General features: G+C 46.2%; 19 protein-coding genes. 8 read left to right on the forward strand and 11 right to left on the reverse strand.

Going from position 1 to position 19860, the window contains the following annotated elements:
• Window positions 1–16: 16 nt before the first annotated feature.
• From ACXAD6_RS01285 to ACXAD6_RS01295, 3 genes are all read right to left on the reverse strand, one after another.
• Window positions 17–994, reverse strand: a complete 978-nt coding sequence (locus tag ACXAD6_RS01285) for a tripartite tricarboxylate transporter substrate binding protein (RefSeq protein ID WP_474967288.1) — start codon at window positions 992–994, stop codon at window positions 17–19.
• Window positions 995–1136: 142 nt separating this feature from the next.
• Window positions 1137–1817, reverse strand: coding sequence for a response regulator (locus ACXAD6_RS01290; protein WP_474967289.1), 681 nt, complete (start codon window positions 1815–1817; stop codon window positions 1137–1139).
• Window positions 1814–3418: a sensor histidine kinase gene (locus tag ACXAD6_RS01295; RefSeq protein ID WP_474967290.1), complete on the reverse strand. Its 1605-nt coding sequence runs from the start codon at window positions 3416–3418 to the stop codon at window positions 1814–1816. Before ACXAD6_RS01295 ends, ACXAD6_RS01290 begins: the two co-directional genes overlap by 4 nt.
• Window positions 3419–3572: 154 nt before the next feature.
• Between ACXAD6_RS01295 and ACXAD6_RS01300 the strand changes: the two genes are divergently transcribed.
• Both ACXAD6_RS01300 and xylE read left to right on the forward strand, forming a co-directional pair.
• Entirely contained in the window at window positions 3573–3758 is a 186-nt protein-coding gene (locus ACXAD6_RS01300) for a hypothetical protein (RefSeq protein ID WP_474967291.1), read from the forward strand.
• 397 nt (window positions 3759–4155) lie between these two features.
• The gene (gene xylE, locus ACXAD6_RS01305) at window positions 4156–5613 is read left to right on the forward strand and encodes a D-xylose transporter XylE (RefSeq protein ID WP_160839473.1); all 1458 of its coding nucleotides are present in this window, start codon (window positions 4156–4158) and stop codon (window positions 5611–5613) included.
• Window positions 5614–5698: 85 nt separating this feature from the next.
• On the opposite strand, the gene ppdK is transcribed toward xylE, so the two are convergent.
• Both ppdK and ACXAD6_RS01315 read right to left on the reverse strand, forming a co-directional pair.
• Window positions 5699–8362, reverse strand: a complete 2664-nt coding sequence (ppdK, locus tag ACXAD6_RS01310; RefSeq protein ID WP_474967292.1) for a pyruvate, phosphate dikinase — start codon at window positions 8360–8362, stop codon at window positions 5699–5701.
• Window positions 8362–9180: a pyruvate, water dikinase regulatory protein gene (locus ACXAD6_RS01315; protein ID WP_474967293.1), complete on the reverse strand. Its 819-nt coding sequence runs from the start codon at window positions 9178–9180 to the stop codon at window positions 8362–8364. Before ACXAD6_RS01315 ends, ppdK begins: the two co-directional genes overlap by 1 nt.
• A 450-nt stretch (window positions 9181–9630) precedes the next feature.
• Between ACXAD6_RS01315 and ACXAD6_RS01320 the strand changes: the two genes are divergently transcribed.
• The 4 genes from ACXAD6_RS01320 (at window position 9631) to arsC (ending at window position 12192) form a co-directional block, all read left to right on the forward strand.
• A complete protein-coding gene (locus ACXAD6_RS01320; RefSeq protein WP_474967294.1) occupies window positions 9631–9888 on the forward strand; it encodes a helix-turn-helix domain-containing protein in 258 nt (85 codons plus the stop codon).
• A 200-nt stretch (window positions 9889–10088) separates the two neighbouring features.
• A complete protein-coding gene (locus tag ACXAD6_RS01325; protein WP_474967295.1) occupies window positions 10089–10433 on the forward strand; it encodes an ArsR/SmtB family transcription factor in 345 nt (114 codons plus the stop codon).
• Between the two features lie 18 nt (window positions 10434–10451).
• Entirely contained in the window at window positions 10452–11741 is a 1290-nt protein-coding gene (locus ACXAD6_RS01330; protein ID WP_474967296.1) for an arsenic transporter, read from the forward strand.
• Window positions 11742–11769: 28 nt separating this feature from the next.
• Entirely contained in the window at window positions 11770–12192 is a 423-nt protein-coding gene (gene arsC / locus ACXAD6_RS01335; protein ID WP_474967297.1) for an arsenate reductase (thioredoxin), read from the forward strand.
• A 40-nt stretch (window positions 12193–12232) separates the two neighbouring features.
• Here arsC and ACXAD6_RS01340 read toward each other — a convergent pair whose 3' ends face one another.
• The 4 genes from ACXAD6_RS01340 to ACXAD6_RS01355 all read right to left on the reverse strand — a co-directional run bounded on the left by ACXAD6_RS01340 (window position 12233) and on the right by ACXAD6_RS01355 (window position 16400).
• Window positions 12233–13417 (reverse strand): macrolide family glycosyltransferase, encoded by a 1185-nt coding sequence (locus ACXAD6_RS01340; RefSeq protein WP_474967298.1) that lies wholly within the window; start codon window positions 13415–13417, stop codon window positions 12233–12235.
• 193 nt (window positions 13418–13610) lie between these two features.
• Window positions 13611–13769 carry a DUF1540 domain-containing protein gene (locus tag ACXAD6_RS01345; protein WP_160839461.1) on the reverse strand — a complete coding sequence of 53 codons (159 nt, stop codon included), beginning with the start codon at window positions 13767–13769 and terminating at the stop codon, window positions 13611–13613.
• Window positions 13770–13913: 144 nt separating this feature from the next.
• Window positions 13914–14729: an alpha/beta fold hydrolase gene (locus tag ACXAD6_RS01350; protein WP_474967299.1), complete on the reverse strand. Its 816-nt coding sequence runs from the start codon at window positions 14727–14729 to the stop codon at window positions 13914–13916.
• Window positions 14730–14984: 255 nt separating this feature from the next.
• On the reverse strand, window positions 14985–16400 hold the full coding sequence (locus ACXAD6_RS01355) for a hypothetical protein (RefSeq protein WP_474967300.1): 1416 nt from the start codon (window positions 16398–16400) through the stop codon (window positions 14985–14987).
• A gap of 153 nt (window positions 16401–16553) precedes the next feature.
• Between ACXAD6_RS01355 and ACXAD6_RS01360 the strand changes: the two genes are divergently transcribed.
• Together ACXAD6_RS01360 and ACXAD6_RS01365 are read left to right on the forward strand one after the other, a co-directional pair.
• The gene (locus ACXAD6_RS01360) at window positions 16554–17501 is read left to right on the forward strand and encodes a nucleoside hydrolase (RefSeq protein ID WP_474967301.1); all 948 of its coding nucleotides are present in this window, start codon (window positions 16554–16556) and stop codon (window positions 17499–17501) included.
• 153 nt (window positions 17502–17654) lie between these two features.
• The gene (locus tag ACXAD6_RS01365; protein WP_474967302.1) at window positions 17655–18554 is read left to right on the forward strand and encodes an ROK family protein; all 900 of its coding nucleotides are present in this window, start codon (window positions 17655–17657) and stop codon (window positions 18552–18554) included.
• Between the two features lie 114 nt (window positions 18555–18668).
• Here ACXAD6_RS01365 and ACXAD6_RS01370 read toward each other — a convergent pair whose 3' ends face one another.
• Window positions 18669–19058 carry a tautomerase family protein gene (locus tag ACXAD6_RS01370; protein ID WP_474967303.1) on the reverse strand — a complete coding sequence of 130 codons (390 nt, stop codon included), beginning with the start codon at window positions 19056–19058 and terminating at the stop codon, window positions 18669–18671.
• A 14-nt stretch (window positions 19059–19072) separates the two neighbouring features.
• Entirely contained in the window at window positions 19073–19831 is a 759-nt protein-coding gene (locus ACXAD6_RS01375; RefSeq protein ID WP_474967304.1) for a DeoR/GlpR family DNA-binding transcription regulator, read from the reverse strand.
• Window positions 19832–19860: the final 29 nt, after the last annotated feature.

Here is a 19860-nt window from a genome sequence, read left to right on the forward strand (position 1 = left end):
GGCAGCAGGAAAGGTTTTATTTCATCATGCCGGATTCGTTGACAAGTTCCTGATAAAGTTCATTCTGTTCTTCCATGAAGACTTTTGATTCTTCACTATTCTTATAAAAATCTTCCCAGTCATTGTTCTCGAGGATCTTTTTCCATTGATCGGTTTCGACCATTTCACTTATTTTTTCGTCCCAATAAGCAATTTCTTCTTCTGTCATATCCGGTGGTCCCATAATTCCTCTCCAGTGAGGAAATACCATGTCCACGCCTTCATCCTGCCATGTTGGTACATCTTCAATTCCTTCGACCGGCTTGTCGGAGGATACAGCGAGAATCTTCAATTTACCAGCGATGTGCTGATCTTTCACATCGGACAAGGATGTAGTTACAGCATCTACATGACCGCCAAGCAGGGCGGTTACAATATCACCGCCGCCCTCATAAACAAGGAAATTCAACTCTGAAGGATTGATGCCGTATTCACCTGCCGCCTGTACTAAAGATAAGTGGTCATCGTTCCCTAGTCCCGGACCAACACCGATTTTCACTGAGGTAGAATCTTTTTTCACAGCTTCCAATAATTCTGTAGCTGTTTCATACTTTGAATCCGCTGGAACAGCGAGTACCTGCCACTCGGTGGCAAGGGTAGCAATCGGTGTAAAATCTTTGTAGGACTGTTCACTTTGTCCAAGAAGATTGTTTGTTAAGACAAGGCTGGAGTTTACCGATAACGTATGAGCATCTTTTGACTGTAAATACTTCCAGCCTACTTCACCACCACCCCCGGGCTTGTTGACAACTGTAATATTCTGTTCTACGAGACTTTCATCACTAAGGACTTTTTCAATCGAACGCGCAGTCATATCCCATCCGCCCCCTGGAGAGGCAGGGGCTACAATCTCCATATTCTTGCTGGGAAAACCACCGTTTCCTGAAGCATTACTGGAGCATGCGGCCAGAAGCACTGTAAGGATGAGAATCGAAATTAATCCGAGTTTTCGCATGAAACATACACTCCTTTTGATTTGGGTTATTCACTGAGTTCAACTAAGTGTTATTTAACAGCCTACTCGTGGAGGTGCATTTTTGTAAACGTTTACAAAATATTGTGTTTTTAATACTTAAAAAACATTTTGTTCATTAAATTCACGAAGAAGTTTTAGAATAATATCTACGTTCCGGGCGTCCTACAATTCCATAAACCTGCTCCACCGCCGCTTCTTCCGTTCCTACAAGATATTCCAGGTACCTTCGGGCTGTTGTCCTGGAGGCGCCGATTCTATCACCGGCCTTCTCAGATGTGATTCCAGCCTGTTCCTCTTCTAAAATCGCTTTAATTTTACTTAATGTTCTTCCATCAATACCTGTGGGGAGGGAAGTGGTTTCGGATTTTTTATGTTCTGTTCGAAAGACTTGATGAAGAAGGTTTTCATCCACTTCGTCTATTTCCTTCAACATCTGTTTTTTCTTTTGATATCTGTTCATGGATGTTGTGAATTGCTCAAGCGTGACCGGTTTAATTAGGTAGTCCTGAACCCCATAGTGAATAGCTCTTTCTAGAAAACTTTTCTGCGTAGCAGCTGTAATCATGATGATATCGACAGAAGGCTGGATTTCACGAATCTTATGTAAGAGATCTGTGCCTAGTACATCCGGCATATATACGTCTAATAGAATGAGGTCGACATGGGTTTGATTCAGCAGGGTCAGTGTCTCTTCAGCATTTAAAGCCTTTCCGATCAAAGACATTTCCTCTATTTTATCTATGAAATTCTCGTGGATCTGGGCTACTCGAAAGTCATCTTCAGCAATTAGTACATGTATCATGTGGATGCTCCTTTCATGGTTTTAGGTAAAATGATCGAGATAACGGTCCCTTTATAAGGTTCACTGGTGAGCTCAATAGATCCGCGGAGTTTTTCAAGTTCTTCTTTAACGCTGGCTAAGCCAAGGCCTCGATTCCCCCCTTTAGAGGAGTAGCCTTTTTCAAAGATATGCTCTACTTTTTCTTCAGGTATCCCGCTTCCAGTGTCCTCGATTTCAAAAACAATATCCTTCCCCAAATCTGTAACAAAAAAAGTGACCTGCTTTTCAGGCTCATTGGCTACAGCTTCAAATGCATTGTTTATGATGTTCCCAAGAATCGTAATCATTGGGGACAAAGGGATGTGGGGAGGGAGTACATCCAGGGAGCTTCCTTCTTCAATTTGGAAGTTTATTTTTTTCTCTGATGCCTTCGCAAATTTCCCAAGAAGGATAGCCTGTATCTTTTCGTCTAGAATGTCTTTAAAAAATACGTCGGAGACTTGTTTTTGATCATTAGCTTCTTCTTTAATGAGCTTGATCGCATCTTCGTATTTTTCAAGCTGGATCAGACCCATAATAACGTACAGTCTGCTCGTATATTCATGAGCCTGTGCTCTCAAATCTTCTGAGTATTGACGTACATCAGAGAGGGCATCAACCATTTCCTTAATTTCTGTTTTATCTCTTAAGCTCACCACCGTACCAGTCCGGCGTCCCTCTTCAATGATTGGACTGCTGTTAACGATGACTGTTTTGTTTTTATATTCCAATTCCTCATTGATGAGTCCCTTCTCAGAGCTCAACAGGCGCAGGAGTTCCGGAGACTGAATCATATGCTTGATTGATCGTCCTTTCATTTCCCCCTGTACATTCAGTAAGTTTTTAGCAGATACATTGATCAACGTAATTTTTCCTGCATGGTCAAAGGCAATCAATCCTTCCTTCACCGACTGCACAATTGCATTGCGTTCCCTGAATAACGCAGATATTTCGAACGGTTCGAGGCCGAGAGTGTCTTTACGGATACTTCTGGCCAGTAAAAAACTACCTGCGATTCCTAGTAAAAATACAGAGGCAGAAAGGGATACCATGTTCTTCATATCTGTCTTGATCTCGTTGTAGATGGAATTCATTTGGAACTCTACAGCAACAGCGCCTTCTACTTTTTTGTAGTCCTCATAATCCACCACAATAGGTGCGAAGGCTTTTAGTGTCTGAGTGTCGCCTTGACTAGTAGTTAATAAGTAGCGGCTGCCAAACACGACAGTCTTATAATAGTCTTCCTGTACCACTGTCCTCGTTTCCGTGTTCCCGGCATAGCTGTAAAGACGGCCGTCTCGATCCACGAGTTTAACCGCATCTGCACCTATCTCGTCTTTCATTTGTTCGACTATGTTATTGAGGTTTTCTGACGTTCGATTACGCTTAAATGCTTCTTGAACGACAGGGATAAGAGAAAGCGTCCTGGCTGACTGAAGAGCAAGATCTTCTGCATTCTCCACATCCTCCCGGGATTCCATCGATGTGAATAGGAAAGTGGTTAAACTTAATACCAGGAGAATGAGAACGATAACCAAGCCGAGAATTTTCACTTGCAGGGAAACTCGAAAAAGCTTTTTCATATGTAATCCTCCATATAAAGGGAATATAAGGTCTATTGTAGCAACAATTCAGTGTATTTTAACGAAAGTTTTGAAAATTAAACGGCAACAGTTTTTGTCCATGAAAAAGAATTTTGTGGTAATATCTTACTGTATTAGGAAATGAGGTGTAGCTTTGACCAAACAAAAATGGGGAATCCTATTTGTCGTGGCAAGTGCAGCCACAATGGTAATCAACTTGATCTACTTCAGGTCAGGGAACTATTATGACGTTATCCGTATCCTTTCCTATGCGGTGTTCATCACAGGGACCCTTATGATTCCTACTTATTCGAGAGCTGAAAAAAAGACGGATTCCTAAACAAAAGGGATTCGTTTTTTTGTTATATGTAAACGATCACAACCGTGCGTTCTCCGTAAAGAACTAAACTTTTTATAAATGTTATAAATTTATTATAAATTCTAAAATAGCAACCAATAGTAAATTTTTTCTAAGTATTATATATCCCAGGCGTGCGGGCACATCCAGCGTATAAAAGATTCAATTGTAAACCCTTTCATTTTGCGGGGGATGTTTTAAAAGTTGTGATTCAGAGAAATGTACAGCTAAGAATTCACATTTACCTAATTATAGAAGTTATCAGACTGAAGGAGGGAATAGGAGTATTCGATAGATAATCCATATGGAATGGATTTCATTTTATTCAGGTTCAGACTGTTAGATTAATCGAAATTTTAAGAGAGGATGTTCCAAGCAGATGAAACGAAGTCGGACGTACATTATATTCTTATCTGTGATTGCAGCGTTGGGAGGGCTGCTGTTCGGCTATGATACAGCTGTTATCTCTGGTGCAGAACAGTCTCTGGAAGTCTACTTCATAGATAGTTTAGGATTGAGTAAATTATTTCAAGGGTTGACGGTTTCCAGTGCTTTGATTGGTTGTATTGCTGGTGGATTGATGAGCGGGATGATTTCCGATCGGATTGGACGGAGGAATTCACTGATCGTTGCGGCTGTCCTGTTTTTCTTTTCCGCACTCCTTTCCAGTTCACCGGAGTTTTTATTCTTTACTAAAGGTGAACCGACCATGGGTCTTTTCATTATGTTCAATATTTATAGAATCATTGGTGGTATCGGCGTAGGGCTTGCATCCGGACTGGGGCCGTTGTATATCAGTGAAACGGCACCGGCGAAAATCCGAGGGAAGCTGGTCACTCTGTATAACCTCGCGATTATTTTCGGGATGCTGGTTGTATACATTATTAACTGGAGAATCGTTGCAGGACAAAGTATGAGCTGGATCAATGATATTGGCTGGAGGTATATGTTTGCTTCAGAAGCTATACCGGCTCTGTTGTTCTTCGGATTATTGTTCCTCGTACCGGAGACGCCGCGTTATCTGGTTATGAAAAATAAGGATAAAAAAGCGATGAATATTCTTAAGAAAGTGAACGGCTCTGAAGAAGCGGCTCGGGAGATTTATAAAAATATCAGACAGGCCGTTGACAAGCTTGATAAGACGAAAACGAGCATCTTCTCTTATGGTAAATTGGTCGTCTCTGTAGGACTGCTGCTGGCAATCGCTCAACAATTCGTCGGAATCAACGTTATCCTTTATTACGCGCCGCGTATTTTCGCCAACATGGGTGCATCTTCAGACAGCTCCATGCTGCAGACGATCATGATTGGTGTTGTAAACTTCATCTTCGTCCTGATTGCTCTTATGTTCGTTGAAAAAGTTGGTCGTAAGCGACTGCTTCTTATCGGTTCTGTCGGAATGGCAGTGGGGATGTTCGGCATTGCTGCCCTGTCATTCGCCGGATCGATGGGCATTGGCGCACTGATTTCCATCCTGGTGTTTGTGGCATTTTACAACTTATCTTTCGGTCCGTTGACATGGGTGCTCGCATCAGAACTATTCCCGAACAAAATCCGTGGGCAGGTCATGGCTTTGACCGTTGCGGTGAACTGGGGAAGTAACCTGCTCGTGTCAACGACGTTCCCGACTCTTCTTGAATTGGGTGCAGGCTTCACGTATGGTCTCTACGGCCTGATGTGTGTTCTATCCTTTGCTTTCGTCTGGAAGCTCGTTCCGGAAACGAAAGGGAAGACACTCGAAGAAATCGAGCAGTACTGGCTCAGTAAACAGCAGAAGAAAAAGCAAACCAAAGAAATCGGTGTGAAGAAGCTGAGCGGGAAAAAGGTATCCTGGTAATTTCATAGAAAAAGGACGCTGAACAAACACCTCGGAGGGGCGGTTCAGCGTCCTTTCTTTTGTGGAAAATATCTTGATTCTTCTATTATTGATATTGCGGAACGTGGAGTGAATGACGAACGGATGCCTGAGCTGCTGCCAGCCGGGCGGAAGGGACCCGGAAAGGGGAGCAGCTGACATAATCCATCCCCAGGTTAAAGCAGAACTGGATGGATGTCTTCTCGCCACCGTGTTCTCCGCAGATGCCGGTTTTTAAAGATGGCTTCGTCTGACGGCCCAGCTTCACGCCGCTTTCTACCAATTTCCCGACGCCATCCTGATCCAGTGATACGAACGGATTTTGTGGAAGGACATCGTTTTCGACGTAATGGTGGAGGAATTTCCCTTCTGCGTCATCCCGGCTGAACCCGAATGTGGTCTGGGTCAAGTCGTTCGTTCCAAAGGAGAAAAAGTCGGCTTCCTGTGCGACCTGGTCGGCCGTTAACGCGGCTCTCGGCGTTTCAATCATCGTTCCGATCGAGTATTGAAACGCCTCTCCTTCCTGCTCTTCCACCTGACGGCTGATGTTCAGGACGAGTCGGCGCATGTCTTTCAGTTCGTTGACATGGGTTACTAAAGGGATCATGATTTCGGGGATGACCGTGATTCCTTTTTTCATAACATTGGCCGCGGCTTGGAAGACGGCTCTGACCTGCATTTCATAGATTTCAGGATGGATCATACCGAGACGACAGCCGCGGTGGCCGAGCATCGGATTGGATTCTTCCAGAAGCCGCACTTTACGCAGCATGTCTTTCTTCGTCTGCAGTTCCTGCGAGTCAGGATCCGTGTAGGAAAGTCTTGTTACGTCGACGAGCAGTTCTTCCTTATCAGGGAGGAATTCGTGGAGTGGTGGATCCAACAAGCGGATCGTAATCGGATGTCCCTGCATGACTTCAAAGATTTTCTCGTAATCCTCCTGCTGCATCGGCAGCAGCTTATCCAATGCTTCTTTCCGTTCGATGGTCGTTTCTGACAAAATCATACTCTGTACCGTCGGCAGCCGGGAAGCGTCCATGAACATGTGCTCGGTCCGGCAGAGCCCGATGCCGTCTGCACCGAATTCCAGAGCTTTGGCAGCATCAACGGGGTTGTCGGCGTTGGCCCGCACACCCATCTGAGCTTCCTCATCCGCCCATTGGAGGAGAAGCTGGAATTCATCGGATAGTTCCGGCTCAATCATTGGGATATTTCCTGAGAAAATCTCACCAGTGGCTCCGTCGATGGTCATCAGGTCGCCATAATGGATTGTGACAGATCCTGCTGTAAATTGTCCGGCTTCCAGGTCAATTTTGATGGAGTCGCACCCACAGATACAGGCTTTTCCCATCCCTCTGGCGACAACGGCCGCATGACTTGTCATACCGCCGCGGCTCGTTACGACGGCCTGGGCTGCTACGATGCCGTGAATATCATCCGGTGTCGTGTCCGGGCGGACGAGGATAACCTTCTTTCCGTTTCCGGCCAGTTCTTCGGCTTCATCGGCATCAAAAACGACCTGTCCGGAGGCAGCGCCCGGGGAAGCCGGCAGTCCTTTGGCGATCTGTGTCTTCCCATGCCCCGGGTCAATCCGGTGGTGGAGAAGCTGGTGGAGCTGATCGGGGTCGACACGTAACAGCGCCTCACGCTTATTCATAATCTTTTCCTCTACCATTTCAACAGCCATTCTAATGGCCGCCTGAGCCGTCCGCTTACCCGTCCGGGTCTGAAGGATGAACAGGTTTCCGCGTTCCACCGTGAATTCGATATCCTGCATATCCTTATAATGATTTTCTAACAGATTACACGTGTCCACCAGCTGTTGATAGACTTCCGGCATGTCGTTGTGCAGACTTGCGATGGGCTGAGGGGTGCGGATGCCGGCGACCACATCCTCGCCCTGAGCGTTGATCAAGTATTCTCCATACAACTCAGATTCTCCGGTGGACGGATTGCGGGTGAACGCTACACCTGTACCGGAATCTTCGCCCGTGTTTCCGAACACCATACTCTGCACATTCACGGCTGTGCCCAGGTGACCTGGAATCTGATGGATGCGGCGGTATAAAATGGCGCGTTGATTGTTCCAGGAGTCGAAGACAGCACGGATGGTGAGAAACAACTGTTCCTTCGGGTCCTCCGGAAAGATCCGGTCCGACTGCGTGCGTACGATGGCTTTGAATTCTTCGATCACTCCTTTCCAATCTTCAGCGGTGATTTGTGTATCGGATGTGTATCCTTTTGAAGAACGAACGTTTTCAAGACGCTGCTCAAAATGATAGTGGTCCACTTTTAACACAACATTACTGAACATTTGAATGAAGCGGCGGTAGGAGTCATAGGCGAAACGAGGGTTGCCGGTCAGTTCGGCCATGCCTTTGACCGTGTCATCATTCATTCCCAGGTTCAAAACAGTGTCCATCATCCCGGGCATTGAATGAACTGCGCCTGAACGGACAGAGACGAGGAGGGGATTCGATGGACTGCCCAACTCCTTACCTGTGGTCTCCTCCAGTTTTTTCAGTGCATCCAGAACCTGATCCTCAACTTCTTCTGGAAGCTGCTGTCCGGAGTCGTAGTAGGAGCGGCATGTATCCGTCGTAATCGTAAACCCGTAGGGAACCGGCAGACCGATCTTCGTCATTTCGGCCAGATTGGCTCCTTTTCCACCCAATAATTCTTTCCCTGCATGTTTAAGCTCATCGAACATGAAAACAAACGTCTTATCCATCACGCAAAACTCCCCCTCTTGTTATAAAGATCTAAAATAATATCAGCGGTTTCTTCGATGGCTTTGTTGGACACATCGATAATTGGACAGCCGATACGTTTCATAATATTTTGAGCGTATTCCAGTTCAGTCAGGATCCGGTTCAGAGACGCATAATTAGCAGGACCGGTAAGGCCGAGGTTTTTCAAGCGTTCTTTACGGATGTCGTTCAACTTCTCAGGAGTAATGATCAGGCCGATGCATTTGATTCCCGGAATCGAAAAAAGTTCCGGTGGTGGCGGAATCTCCGGAATCAGCGGGACATTGGCCGTTTTAATTTTCTTATTGGCTAAATACATCGATAGAGGAGTCTTGGATGTCCGGGAAACACCGACGAGAACAAGGTCTGCCTGGTTCAGGCCTCTGGCTTCCTGCCCATCATCGTATTTCACAGCGAATTCAATCGCTTCGATTCTTTTGAAATAGTCTTCGTCCAGTTTTCTGATCTGCCCAGGTTCACAGGTGGGTTCCATTTGAAACTTTTGAGAAAACACATCCATGAGCGGATTCATCAAATCGACAACTGTAAGGCCTTCTTCTTCCCCTCGTTGATCCAAGTACTGCTTGAGAGCAGGGGTCACGATCGTGTAGGCGATGATGGAAGGGTTGTATTTGGCTAATGTGATGACATTATTCATTTCCTGATGATCCTGTACATAGGAAAAATGCTTGATGATGATGTCTTGTCCGGTGAATTGGCTCATAATTGTCTTGATCATAAGATCAGCGGATTCACCTGCGGAGTCCGATACGATGTACACAGTCATTTGTTTAGTCACAAGACCTCTCCCTGTTTGTTTTTGTGATGGCCGCAAAACCCGGGGGTGTACGAGTGATTTCGCCGTTCTTTTCGAGAATGCGACTTATTATGACACACTAATTAAGTATTTAGTGTTAATGTGACATACTATTTATGACTAGTATACTATCACCATTCCTACGGAGTTACAATAGGAAGATTCATAAAACGGAAAGACTCCAATAGGATTGAAAGTCATGACAGATGTGTTTTAGTTAGTCTTATTTGACTATGTGACTCCAGTCAGCCCTCCGTTTTGATAAAAGGATTTCATTCTAAACCAACCCCTTCGCCACATAATGAATGCCGAAGGGGTTTTTCTATGGAAGTTCCTTCTTAACTCAATATTTACTTTCTATATATGTTGAGTTAACATATTTTCATTAACTTATAAGTATATACTTATATAACTATTTTAAGGAGGCTGTATATGGTAACTCAAAAACCTTGTGAGGGTTATGGGGTGGAATTGCAGCAGAGAAGAAAAGGAATGGGCATGAGTGTAGAAGAGTTGGCCTGGGTTCTTGGTACAGATGCTGCTTCTGTTGAACGCCTCGAAAAAGAGGTGCTTTATCCATCATCATCCTTTATCCGGAGAATCGCTGATGGATTGAACATGGATGTCACTGAAGTTGAAGAGCGTATGTGGTGCGATCATCCCGGACAGTGCGGGATGGAAAGATCATGACGATTCCTGTTTATTCCCTCCTGTTTTTATGGTCTGTTCTGATAGGCAGCTATTTGCTGCTGCGCTTTGCCGGTGGGCCCGTCCGGTCGAAATATATGGAGGACATGTGGCACCCATGGAAGCATAATGAAAAGGAGAGGGGTTAATTTTATGTTGCAAATATAAGCATATACTTATACACTGATGGTTGAGGTGATGGTATGGAGAAAACCATAATGACGTTGGAAGAAGCTGCAAAAACGCTGAAGCTTCTTGGAGATAAAACCCGTCTGACAATTGTTGGACTGCTGAAAGATGGAGAGTGTTGTGTCTGCGAATTTGTAGATGTCCTGGAGATGAGTCAGCCTTCGGTCAGCCAGCATCTACGAAAGCTGCGGGATGCCGGCTTAGTCAAGGAGAAGCGCAAAGGGCAGTGGATCTTTTACTCCTTGAACACCAGTCATGAGACCTACCCGATTATTGAGGAAGTTTTGAATCAAATACCTGATCAAAAAGAAAAGTTAATCGCATTGGAGAAAGCGGGCAGACGCATCCAGTGTGACTAGTAGGAGGATTGTTCGGATTTGGCATGGATAGCAACGATTATATTTATACTTACCCTGATCTTTGTCATCTGGCAGCCTAAAAATCTGGGGATTGGATGGTCCGCCTGTGCGGGTGCCATACTTGCTCTGATTTTTGGTGTCGTTGATTTTCAGGATGTTCTCGCTGTGACGGATATCGTCTGGAACGCCACCCTTGCGTTCGTGGCGATTATCATCATTTCGCTGATTTTGGATGAAATCGGCTTTTTCGAATGGGCGGCGCTCCATATGGCGCGTGCTGCTAAAGGAAATGGCCGGCGCATGTTTATTTATGTCACCCTGCTTGGTGCAGTTGTGGCTGCTTTGTTTGCCAACGACGGGGCGGCGTTGATTTTGACGCCGATTGTCCTGGCGATGGTACGAAATTTGAACTTCAAGGAAGCGATGGTTCTTCCGTTTATTATGGCAAGTGGATTTATTGCAGATACGACTTCACTGCCGCTGATTGTCAGTAACCTCGTCAACATTGTTTCTGCGGACTTTTTCGACATTGGTTTTATTGAATACGCCTCCCGTATGGTTGTACCGAACTTGTTTTCCTTAGCGGCCAGTATCCTCGTTTTATTCTTGTTTTTCCGTAAGAGTATTCCGGGGCAGTATGATCTGGCTCAGCTGAAGAAGCCTGTGGATGCAATCCAGGATCATAAAATGTTCCGCTTATCGTGGGCCGTCCTGGTGATTCTGTTAGTTGGATACTTCGCGAGTGAGCCGCTCGGTATTCCAGTATCGATTATTGCCGGCATTGTGGCCATTTTCTTCTTGTTAATGGCGCGCAGAAGTGCCGCTGTAAAAACAGGAGAAGTCATCAAAGGAGCCCCATGGGCCATCGTTTTCTTCTCGGTTGGGATGTATGTCGTTGTCTACGGCCTGCGTAACGCCGGCTTGACGGACGTCCTGGCTGATGTGATTCAGGCCACAGCGGACCAAGGCTTGTTTGTCGGTACTGTATCAATGGGATTCATTGCGGCAATCCTGTCATCCATTATGAATAACATGCCGACAGTGATGATTGATGCCCTGGCGATTGCTGAGACGAATACAACGGGAACGATGAGAGAAGCCTTGATCTATGCCAACGTCATCGGTTCCGACCTTGGACCGAAGATAACCCCGATCGGCTCCCTGGCCACCTTATTATGGCTTCACGTCCTTTCAACAAAAGGTGTGAAAATCTCATGGGGCTATTACTTTAAGATCGGAATCATCCTTACCGTTCCCACCTTATTCATTACATTAGCCGGTCTCTATGTATGGCTGCTCATCTTATAACGACCATTTAAAAAAGGAGAAATGCTTTATGTCTAACAAACCAGTCATTTACTTTCTATGCACAGGAAATTCCTGCCGCAGTCAAATGGCGGAAGGATTCGGAAAAGAATACCTGGGAGAGGAATTTGATGTCCGCTCAGCTGGTATCGAAGCTCATGGCTTGAACCCGAATGCTGTGAAAGCGATGAATGAAGTGGATATTGATATCAGTGGCCAAGAGTCTGAAATCATTGATAACGATGTCCTTACTAACGCAGCTTATGCAATCACCCTCTGTGGTGATGCCAATGATAAATGTCCGATGACACCTCCTCACGTCACACGTTTCCACTGGGGCTTCGATGACCCGGCGAAAGCGGAAGGGACAGAGGAAGAAAAATGGGCGGTATTCCAGCGTGTCCGTGATGAGATTGCTGACCGCATCAAGACATTTGCCGAAGAGAAAAAATAAGAACGAGAAAAGCCGGGACTTCTTTTGAGTCCCGGCTTTTTTATATCCTTTGTTCCAGGTATCGATCGATTACGGCGAGAGCTTCCTGCGGGCCGCCGCAGTGATCAAAACTTTCCTTAATCTTCCGGATGCCTTCCTGGTAGGTTCCATCATTCACGACTTGATCCACTCCTTGGTGCAGGGTTTCTTCCGATACGTCTCCAGGGAAAATCGGATAACCGGCATGCAGCTCCGCAAGCCTCGCTGCCACCATGGGCTGATCTTTATCACGAGGAAGAACAACCATCGGAACTTCCTTATCAATGGCTTCATTCACGCTGTTCATCCCACCATGGGTTAAAAAGACATCCGTGTGTTCCAGCACGTCAAGCTGAGGAACGTAGGACCGGATGATAAAATTTTCCGGAGCCGCATTGATTTTATTAAAATCTGCAAAAGATCCGGCCGCAATGACTACTTTTCCATCAAAGTCGGCAAAAGCGTCGATGCATTGGTTGAAAAACTCTTCCACTTGATCGAGAACGGTCCCCATCGAGATGTACAGCACTTTTTCATTTTTTAAATCTTGTAGAGGGAAGTCATGGGTGCCCTTCCGTTCAGGAAAACTTGGCCCGATAAAGTGGTTTTCCTTACCAAATTCGTCTAATTGAGGCTGAAAGTAAGCACTGGTGTAGACCATCGTCCGCTCTCCTTGATTATGCATGAATTGAAGCATGGGCGATGGCGCTACTCCGAATTCCTGTTTCATTGTTTCCATCAGCTGCCTGTTTTTATCGCTGTACTCCATTGTACCGGTGTTCTCCGGATGAAGAGGAAGACGTTTGCGGTAATCTTCAGGAATCAGGAATGAGGCGGATGATGAGAAGCCTGGAATGTGCAGGTAGTCTCTGACGAGTTCGCCCGCTCCGAAAGAATCATAGTAAACAAAATCGAAGGAGATCTCTTCCGCAAGCTGCTTCGTTATCGATAAAATATCGAGAGACGTCTGCAGCATGATGTTCATGAAAAATTGGATCCCTTCTTCTGAAGTAGGATCAACACCGCCGATGAGCAGGTGGTCCTCATGTAGATAGACGTTAGCCCCTACACCTTCAAGCCGGGATTTATATTTTTCAGTAGTTATGTAGTGGACGTTGTCCCCACGGTCGGCAAAGGCCTTCGCAACACCTAGGCTCGGGTTTACGTGCCCCTCTGCGGGAACATTGATCATCAGGATATCAGCCATTGTTCGTCACCTCTTTATGAATTGTGAGTCAACACTCACGTTTCATGATAAAGGGATGTGAAGCTTTGGGGAACCATCTTGTTTATAAATGGGAGGAAAGTGGGAGAGGGATCCGTGGAGTGAAAATGATTCTTTTTATCAGTAGGGTGGAAAAAAAGAGCAGCCGTGAAGGCCACTGGGAATGGAGAGACCGTTACGCTTCTTTTGCTTCAAATGTCCGGCAGTCGGTTTCTTCCTGAGAGGAAGCGGTACGTCCGGATTCGCTGACGATGGAGATGGCAGGAGCTCCGCATTTTTCCCCACCTTCATTATGGATGCAGTTGTTCACTTCACAAAGGACTTCCAAAGCCATTCGTTTTCACCTCCCTGTAAGTTATAAATCTATACCCTCATTTCTTAACGAGTACACAACATCTTGTCCATAATAGATTTATATGATAGAAAACGACCTCTATGACACAGGAGGCCGCTTTTGATAAACCATAAAGGTTTTTTGTCACGTTTGTTTATGGAGGAAGGCTTCCAGGAGCGTATTGAATCTTCCCGGGTGTTCCCAGAACATCAGGTGACCTCCGAGTACATCAATCCCTGCTTCCGGAGCCAGCTTGTTTAAGTAAGGGCGGGCCGTGGCGCTCCAGTGTTCAGCAATGACATACAAGGTCGGAATCTGTTGACTTCCTGAAGCAGCTTCCTCCCGATAGTCTGAAAACAGGCCGGATGAAAACAGGTTGGCTGCGATGTAATAGGGGGTGGTGAGGGACTGCTCCACCAGCCACGACAGCTCCTCCTCTGTTAAATCTCTCTGGACCATCACCCCGTTCGCATAGGCGGAAATGAAATCCCGCTGTCCCTTAGGGTTATGGAGATAGTTGGTATAGGCAGCCGCCATATCATCAAGTTTTCCTTCCACCCAGTCCTGATTTTCATGGAGAGATAAGGATTTTGGCGGCATATCAATAAAAACCTGCCCTTTTATTCCTTCTGCGCCGAACTGGCGGATGTATTCCCATACGGTGAGACATCCGAACGACCAGCCGATCAGCGTGGGGTTCTCGATTTTTAACGCTTGTAAGACTTTCTTCAGGTCGGTTCCATGCGTGACGTAGTCGTTGCCATGAACCGTCATTGTCGAGCGCCCATGACTTCTCGGATCGATGACAATCGTCCGGTGCGTTTTTGAAAAGTGATCCACCTGCCTGGAGAAAACCTCTGTCGTAAAAGTAAATCCCGGTATAAAAACGAGGACGTCTCCCGCTCCGTGATCTTCAACATACAACTCGACACCCGGCTCCACTTCAATATACGTTTTCATGCTCCACCTCCGAAGGTTGTTAACTTATTCTATTCATATCAACCGATTCCCATTTCTTTGAACCGCCCTACTAAAAAACGACAGGCTGAACGCCTGTCGTCGAATTTTAGAGTAAAAGTGTTTCTCATCTAATGGAGCTGCGATGGTCACGTTTCGCTAATCGGTGAATGCTTGCCGCGGGCACGGCCGCAGCTCCTGAAGGCACTGGGAAAACATCGGGTTTCCCTGCCGCATGAGAACCAGTGGAAGGGCTTATTATAGGAAGAAGAAAACAACAAGCTGTAGATACAGCTGAACCATTAAATAAAAGACGATGGCGTATTTGTAGTTGAACATCAGTCCGTTTTTGACAATGCTTAATTTATTCACAGAGCTTAAGATAATCGACGGGAGGATCAGCGGTGACACCATGATGGAAATCACGCTTCCTGAGGTGATGCCGAGCACGACGATTTCCGGTGGATATGGAAGTTCCACTCCTTGAAGAATCCCGGATACAAGAACAATCACGGTCAGTGGTCCCAGACCGATGAATCCGAGGATGATGACGACGAACGGCAGCACCCATAGGAAATTCAGGAACGGTACAGCGTCTGTAATATAAAACAGTCCATCGATAATGTATTCTCCATATCCTGACTGGTTGACCGCATTGATTAAAAAGCCGGCCGCCAATAGAATGGAAAACTGCTGGGCTTTATTAGGAATGCTTTCCTTCAGATAAACTTTTCCGTTCTCTACAATTGCCCCTGTTCGACCGCGGACGATGAAGTAAAGGATGACCCAAGCGGTAATGACGATCGGAATAATCAACAGCAGGTCGACAGGCCATACAGCGTTCAGGATGAAAATCGATCCAAACAACGTCACAAATAATACAGCAAACTCGACAGCATCTTTATTGCCGCGGGTGTCCTGTTTTTTCTGCTCGGCAATTTCAGCAAGCTGCTCCTGAATGCCTGCGGTTAAATCCACTCCGTAGTGCCGCTCCTGATATTTGGAAAAGAGAACAGACAGAAGGATGCCGGCAAAGGATATAAAAAATCCCTGCAGAATTGATAGACCGAGTGATGCTCCTAGCGCATCGACGGCGAAAATGAAACTTGGAATGCTGACGACCCACATCGTCGTTAAACTGAAAGCACGAAGGAGGGCGGTCCCTTTATAGTTTTCCCATGCTTCGCCTTTCTGTTTGTTGAGAAAATCGTTGATCATCCCGTATACCATCGGAATCGATCCGAACAACAGGAAATAGGAGATGATCTGGGTGATGACCATCATTCCGAAATAAAATTTCCGGCTCGTATTCAAAAGCCTCTGTGCAAAGTTAATGACCGATTCGATGTACGGCTTTTCCTCAAGCACCCAGCTGATCGCAGGGACGATCAGCAGGAGCGCAATCAAACCACTCATCACGGTGAAGCCCTCCACCACGCCCTGAGTGAGGGATGTGCCCGCAATGAGGTGGACAAAGAGGGCAATGATTAACAGGAGTAATGAAATCCATGCCTGTTTTACCGGAAGCAGAACATATCCGATGATGAAGGCGGCCAGACCAAACAACGACATAGCGGTGGACAAGGTCTCTCCGCCTGCAAAGGAAACGATAAAATAAATAAGGACATAAAGGCTGATCAATAAAGTGTAGCCCCGTTTAGCCATTGCTTTCATGTTGAATGCTCCAATCTCTTGCTTTGTATTGACTCACATATCGTATCATATGGCGCCTCAATTATCTTAGGATGTGCACAAAAGCATAGGTTCTACCGTTTTTTTAGTATGATAATGAAGGAGGAATACTTATACATAAAGGGGGAACGTAAGATGAGACGCGTCATTATCGATACAGATACAGCCGGTGACGATACAATTGCCCTGTTAACGACGCTTCATCATTTCAAGGTGGAGGGGGTTACCATTACCGGGGGAAATGTGGCTTTCGATCAGGAAGTTGAAAACGCGCTTTATACGATTCAGGTCGCAGCACCGGAGGAGAAAGTGCCGGTATACAAAGGGGTGGAGCGTCCGTTGAATGCAGTGGGGATGACGGCTCACCGTACCGTTGAAGACGTTCATGGAAAGGATGGCATGGGCGGTGCCTTTTTTGATCCAGCCACCCAGCGTCCGGAAACGACACATGCGGTAGACTTTATAATTGACACGATCAGGAATAATCCCGGGGAAATTGAACTGCTGGCTATCGCTCCGCTGACCAACATTGCGATGGCTTTCCAAAAAGACCCGGGTATTATTCCGCTGATTCCGCATGTGTATGTCATGGGAGGAACGAATAACTCGCTTGGCAATATTACAGCCGCGGCTGAGTACAATTTCTGGGTCGATCCGGAGGCTGCCAATATCGTCCTCCAGTCAGGCGTTCCTGTCACAATGGTCGGATGGGAGATGTGCGTCGCTTATTCGGTGATGGATGAGGAGGACCACCGGGAAATCGAAGGCCTGAATACCACCGGCTCCCGATTTTTCACAGCGGTCAACAAGGTGGTAAGGCAGTTCAATAAAGAAGTACACCGTCTGCCCGGAACCACCCATCCGGACACACTGCTTGCTGCGATAGCCGCGGATGCATCGATCATGACTGCATCTCATTCCTATTACGTCGAAGTCGAGACCCAAGGGAAGCTGACCCGCGGGTACAGCATGGTGGATATCAATAACCGGAGTGGGTGTAAAGCCAATGTCCGCGTCTGTGAAGCGGTGGACCGTGAAAAATTCAAGCAGACGCTCATCCGTGTTTTATCTTCTATTGATTAGGTGGATGCTAATTTTCATGAAAAAGACAGTAAGAACAATCCTTCATGGTAATGGAACATAGAGAAGGAACTTATAGGTCCGGTTTCATTTGGTAGGTCTTCATTCTGCATGTATAGTAGATGTATAAAGAAGAATCGTAAAGGAGTGATGGATATGAAAACCATCGGCATTGATCTGGGCGGCACCAACCTGCGCGCAGGTGTCGTAGATGAAAAGGGAAGCATTCTTGTTGAGAAAAGCATCCGCACCGAAACGGATAAAGAGCCGGCTTATGTGATTCAGCAGATGAACGACATGATCAAGGAATTGATGGACAGCCACGACATTGCATCCATCGGGATTGGATCTCCAGGTCCTCTCAATCCTCACCAAGGAAGAATTCTCAGCCCTCCAAATTTACCGGGGTGGGATGACATTCCGCTTGTTGATGAGGTGCAGGCAGCCGTCGATATTCCGGTGTACCTCGACAATGACGCTAATGCAGCTGCACTCGCTGAAGCGAAATTCGGCGCAGGGCGTGGTCATAGCTCCAGTTACTACATAACGATCAGCACCGGAATCGGCGGTGGTTACGTCCTTGACGGAAAAATCGTTCAAGGGGCCCAGGGGTATGCCGGGGAAATCGGCAATATGATTTTAAAGCCGGACGGCCCAAGCTGGTCCAATCTGAATGCTGGTTCCTTCGAATCCCTGGCTTCTGGTACGTCTATCGGGAGAGAAGGAAAAGCGCGCCTTGGTGTAGACGGCGGTGCGGAAGAGGTTTTCCGGAAGGTGAAGGAAGGGCACGAAGCAGCAGCCCTCATCGTGGATGATACGATTACCTATTTAGCCATGGGCATTGCCAACCTCACTCACATTGTAAATCCGTCTGTGTTTGTGCTTGGAGGAGGAGTGATGCAGTCGGAGGATCTACTGCTTGTCCCTCTGCGGGAACGGTTGAATGATTATTTGTATCCGCAATTGAGGAATCAGGTGAAACTTGAGCCGGCGGAGCTGGGCACGAAAGCAGGATTGATTGGTGCAGCACTGCTTGGTCGGACAGAAGCGCTTTAAGGTTCCGGTTCATAACGTGTATCGAGATGGGCATGAATCTGGTGTATACATTGAATAGTTTGATCTGAAAAAGTAAATAAAACAGGCATCTGATTAATTTCAGATGCCTGTTTTTTATAGATCTCCGGTTAAGAACTGAGCTTTGCCGCCGCCGAAGCTCCAATCTTCGTCTCCGTTTACAGAGATGGAGATCATTAAGTCCTCAGGTGTAATGCCGAACTGTTCTTCAAGAGCATGAGCCAGGTTTTCATAAAAAGAGGTCACCTGTTCCTCTGTCCGCTTTCTTGAAATCATATGGATCAGCAGAAATTTTTCGGATCGTGTAAAACCGAGACCTGTATCCTCCATAATCATCTGGTAAGGTTTATGTTCGTGCACCACTTGATAGCGGTCTCTTTCTGGTACTTCAAAAGCATTGACCATCACTTCATGGGTAACATCCAACAGTTTCTTCACTTCCTGTTCTGTTCTTCCTTCATACATATGAAATTTCAATAATGGCACAACGACCCTCTCCTTTATACGGTAATCAGCGCTTTATTCGCTTTTTGAATCTCTTCGGCATAGGACGTCTCCACGCTGCTGTCGGTAACGATGGTGTTCACACCCTGCAGGTTGCAGTAGGTGAACAAGGAGCTTTTTCCGAATTTCGTAGAATCAATCAGCAGGTATACTTCATTGGCTCGGTCACAGACCTCTTTTTTAATGCGGTTTTCCAGAAGGTCTGAGTTGGAGGCTCCGTTATTGATGGAAAATGCTGTTGCAGACATGAAAGCCTTATTGATGTTGAATTTGGTAATTGTCTGTTCATCAGTAATTCCCGTGAAGGATTTGGTTGAGCGTTTGTACGTTTCCCCGATGATCATAACGTTCACATTAGGGAAAATGACCGCTTTATTGATGACTTCCAGGCTGTTCGTGATCAGAGTGAACTCAATGTCTGATGGCAGTTCATCTAATATGAAGTGGGTGGTCGTCCCGGAATCGATGTAGACGATGTCGTGCTGCTCGATATACTGGGAGCAGTAACGGCCGATCCTTTTCTTCTCGGCAAGCCGGTTGATATTCCTTACTTCATACGTGGTCGTTGTCGAAGTGTTTTTGTTGTAAACGACACCGCCGTAAACTTTTTTGATCTTTCCGGCCTTGGTCAGTTCATTGATATCCCGGCGGATCGTATTGAGGGAAACATCAAAGTAGTCTTTTAATTCCTCTAAAGAGGCTTCTTGTTTCTGCTCTAAATATTCTTCAATCTGGTTGATTCTTTTTACCTTCATCCAATCACCTCCTCGTGTATGTGTGGTCT

The organism is Halobacillus sp. ABH2_015 (assembly GCF_056158945.1).

Excerpts from the sequence above, each read along its gene's own strand:
- ACXAD6_RS01285 (WP_474967288.1), bottom strand. The coding sequence starts at position 994 with ATGCGAAAACTCGGATTAATTTCGATTCTCATCCTTACAGTGCTTCTG.
- arsC (WP_474967297.1), top strand. The coding sequence starts at position 11,770 with ATGTCTAACAAACCAGTCATTTACTTTCTATGCACAGGAAATTCCTGC.
- ACXAD6_RS01325 (WP_474967295.1), top strand. The coding sequence starts at position 10,089 with ATGGAGAAAACCATAATGACGTTGGAAGAAGCTGCAAAAACGCTGAAG.
- ACXAD6_RS01355 (WP_474967300.1), bottom strand. The coding sequence starts at position 16,400 with ATGAAAGCAATGGCTAAACGGGGCTACACTTTATTGATCAGCCTTTAT.
- ACXAD6_RS01360 (WP_474967301.1), top strand. The coding sequence starts at position 16,554 with ATGAGACGCGTCATTATCGATACAGATACAGCCGGTGACGATACAATT.
- xylE (WP_160839473.1), top strand. The coding sequence starts at position 4,156 with ATGAAACGAAGTCGGACGTACATTATATTCTTATCTGTGATTGCAGCG.
- ACXAD6_RS01345 (WP_160839461.1), bottom strand. The coding sequence starts at position 13,769 with ATGGCTTTGGAAGTCCTTTGTGAAGTGAACAACTGCATCCATAATGAA.
- ACXAD6_RS01320 (WP_474967294.1), top strand. The coding sequence starts at position 9,631 with ATGGTAACTCAAAAACCTTGTGAGGGTTATGGGGTGGAATTGCAGCAG.
- ACXAD6_RS01365 (WP_474967302.1), top strand. The coding sequence starts at position 17,655 with ATGAAAACCATCGGCATTGATCTGGGCGGCACCAACCTGCGCGCAGGT.
- ppdK (WP_474967292.1), bottom strand. The coding sequence starts at position 8,362 with ATGGATAAGACGTTTGTTTTCATGTTCGATGAGCTTAAACATGCAGGG.
- ACXAD6_RS01350 (WP_474967299.1), bottom strand. The coding sequence starts at position 14,729 with ATGAAAACGTATATTGAAGTGGAGCCGGGTGTCGAGTTGTATGTTGAA.
- ACXAD6_RS01375 (WP_474967304.1), bottom strand. The coding sequence starts at position 19,831 with ATGAAGGTAAAAAGAATCAACCAGATTGAAGAATATTTAGAGCAGAAA.
- ACXAD6_RS01340 (WP_474967298.1), bottom strand. The coding sequence starts at position 13,417 with ATGGCTGATATCCTGATGATCAATGTTCCCGCAGAGGGGCACGTAAAC.
- ACXAD6_RS01290 (WP_474967289.1), bottom strand. The coding sequence starts at position 1,817 with ATGATACATGTACTAATTGCTGAAGATGACTTTCGAGTAGCCCAGATC.
- ACXAD6_RS01295 (WP_474967290.1), bottom strand. The coding sequence starts at position 3,418 with ATGAAAAAGCTTTTTCGAGTTTCCCTGCAAGTGAAAATTCTCGGCTTG.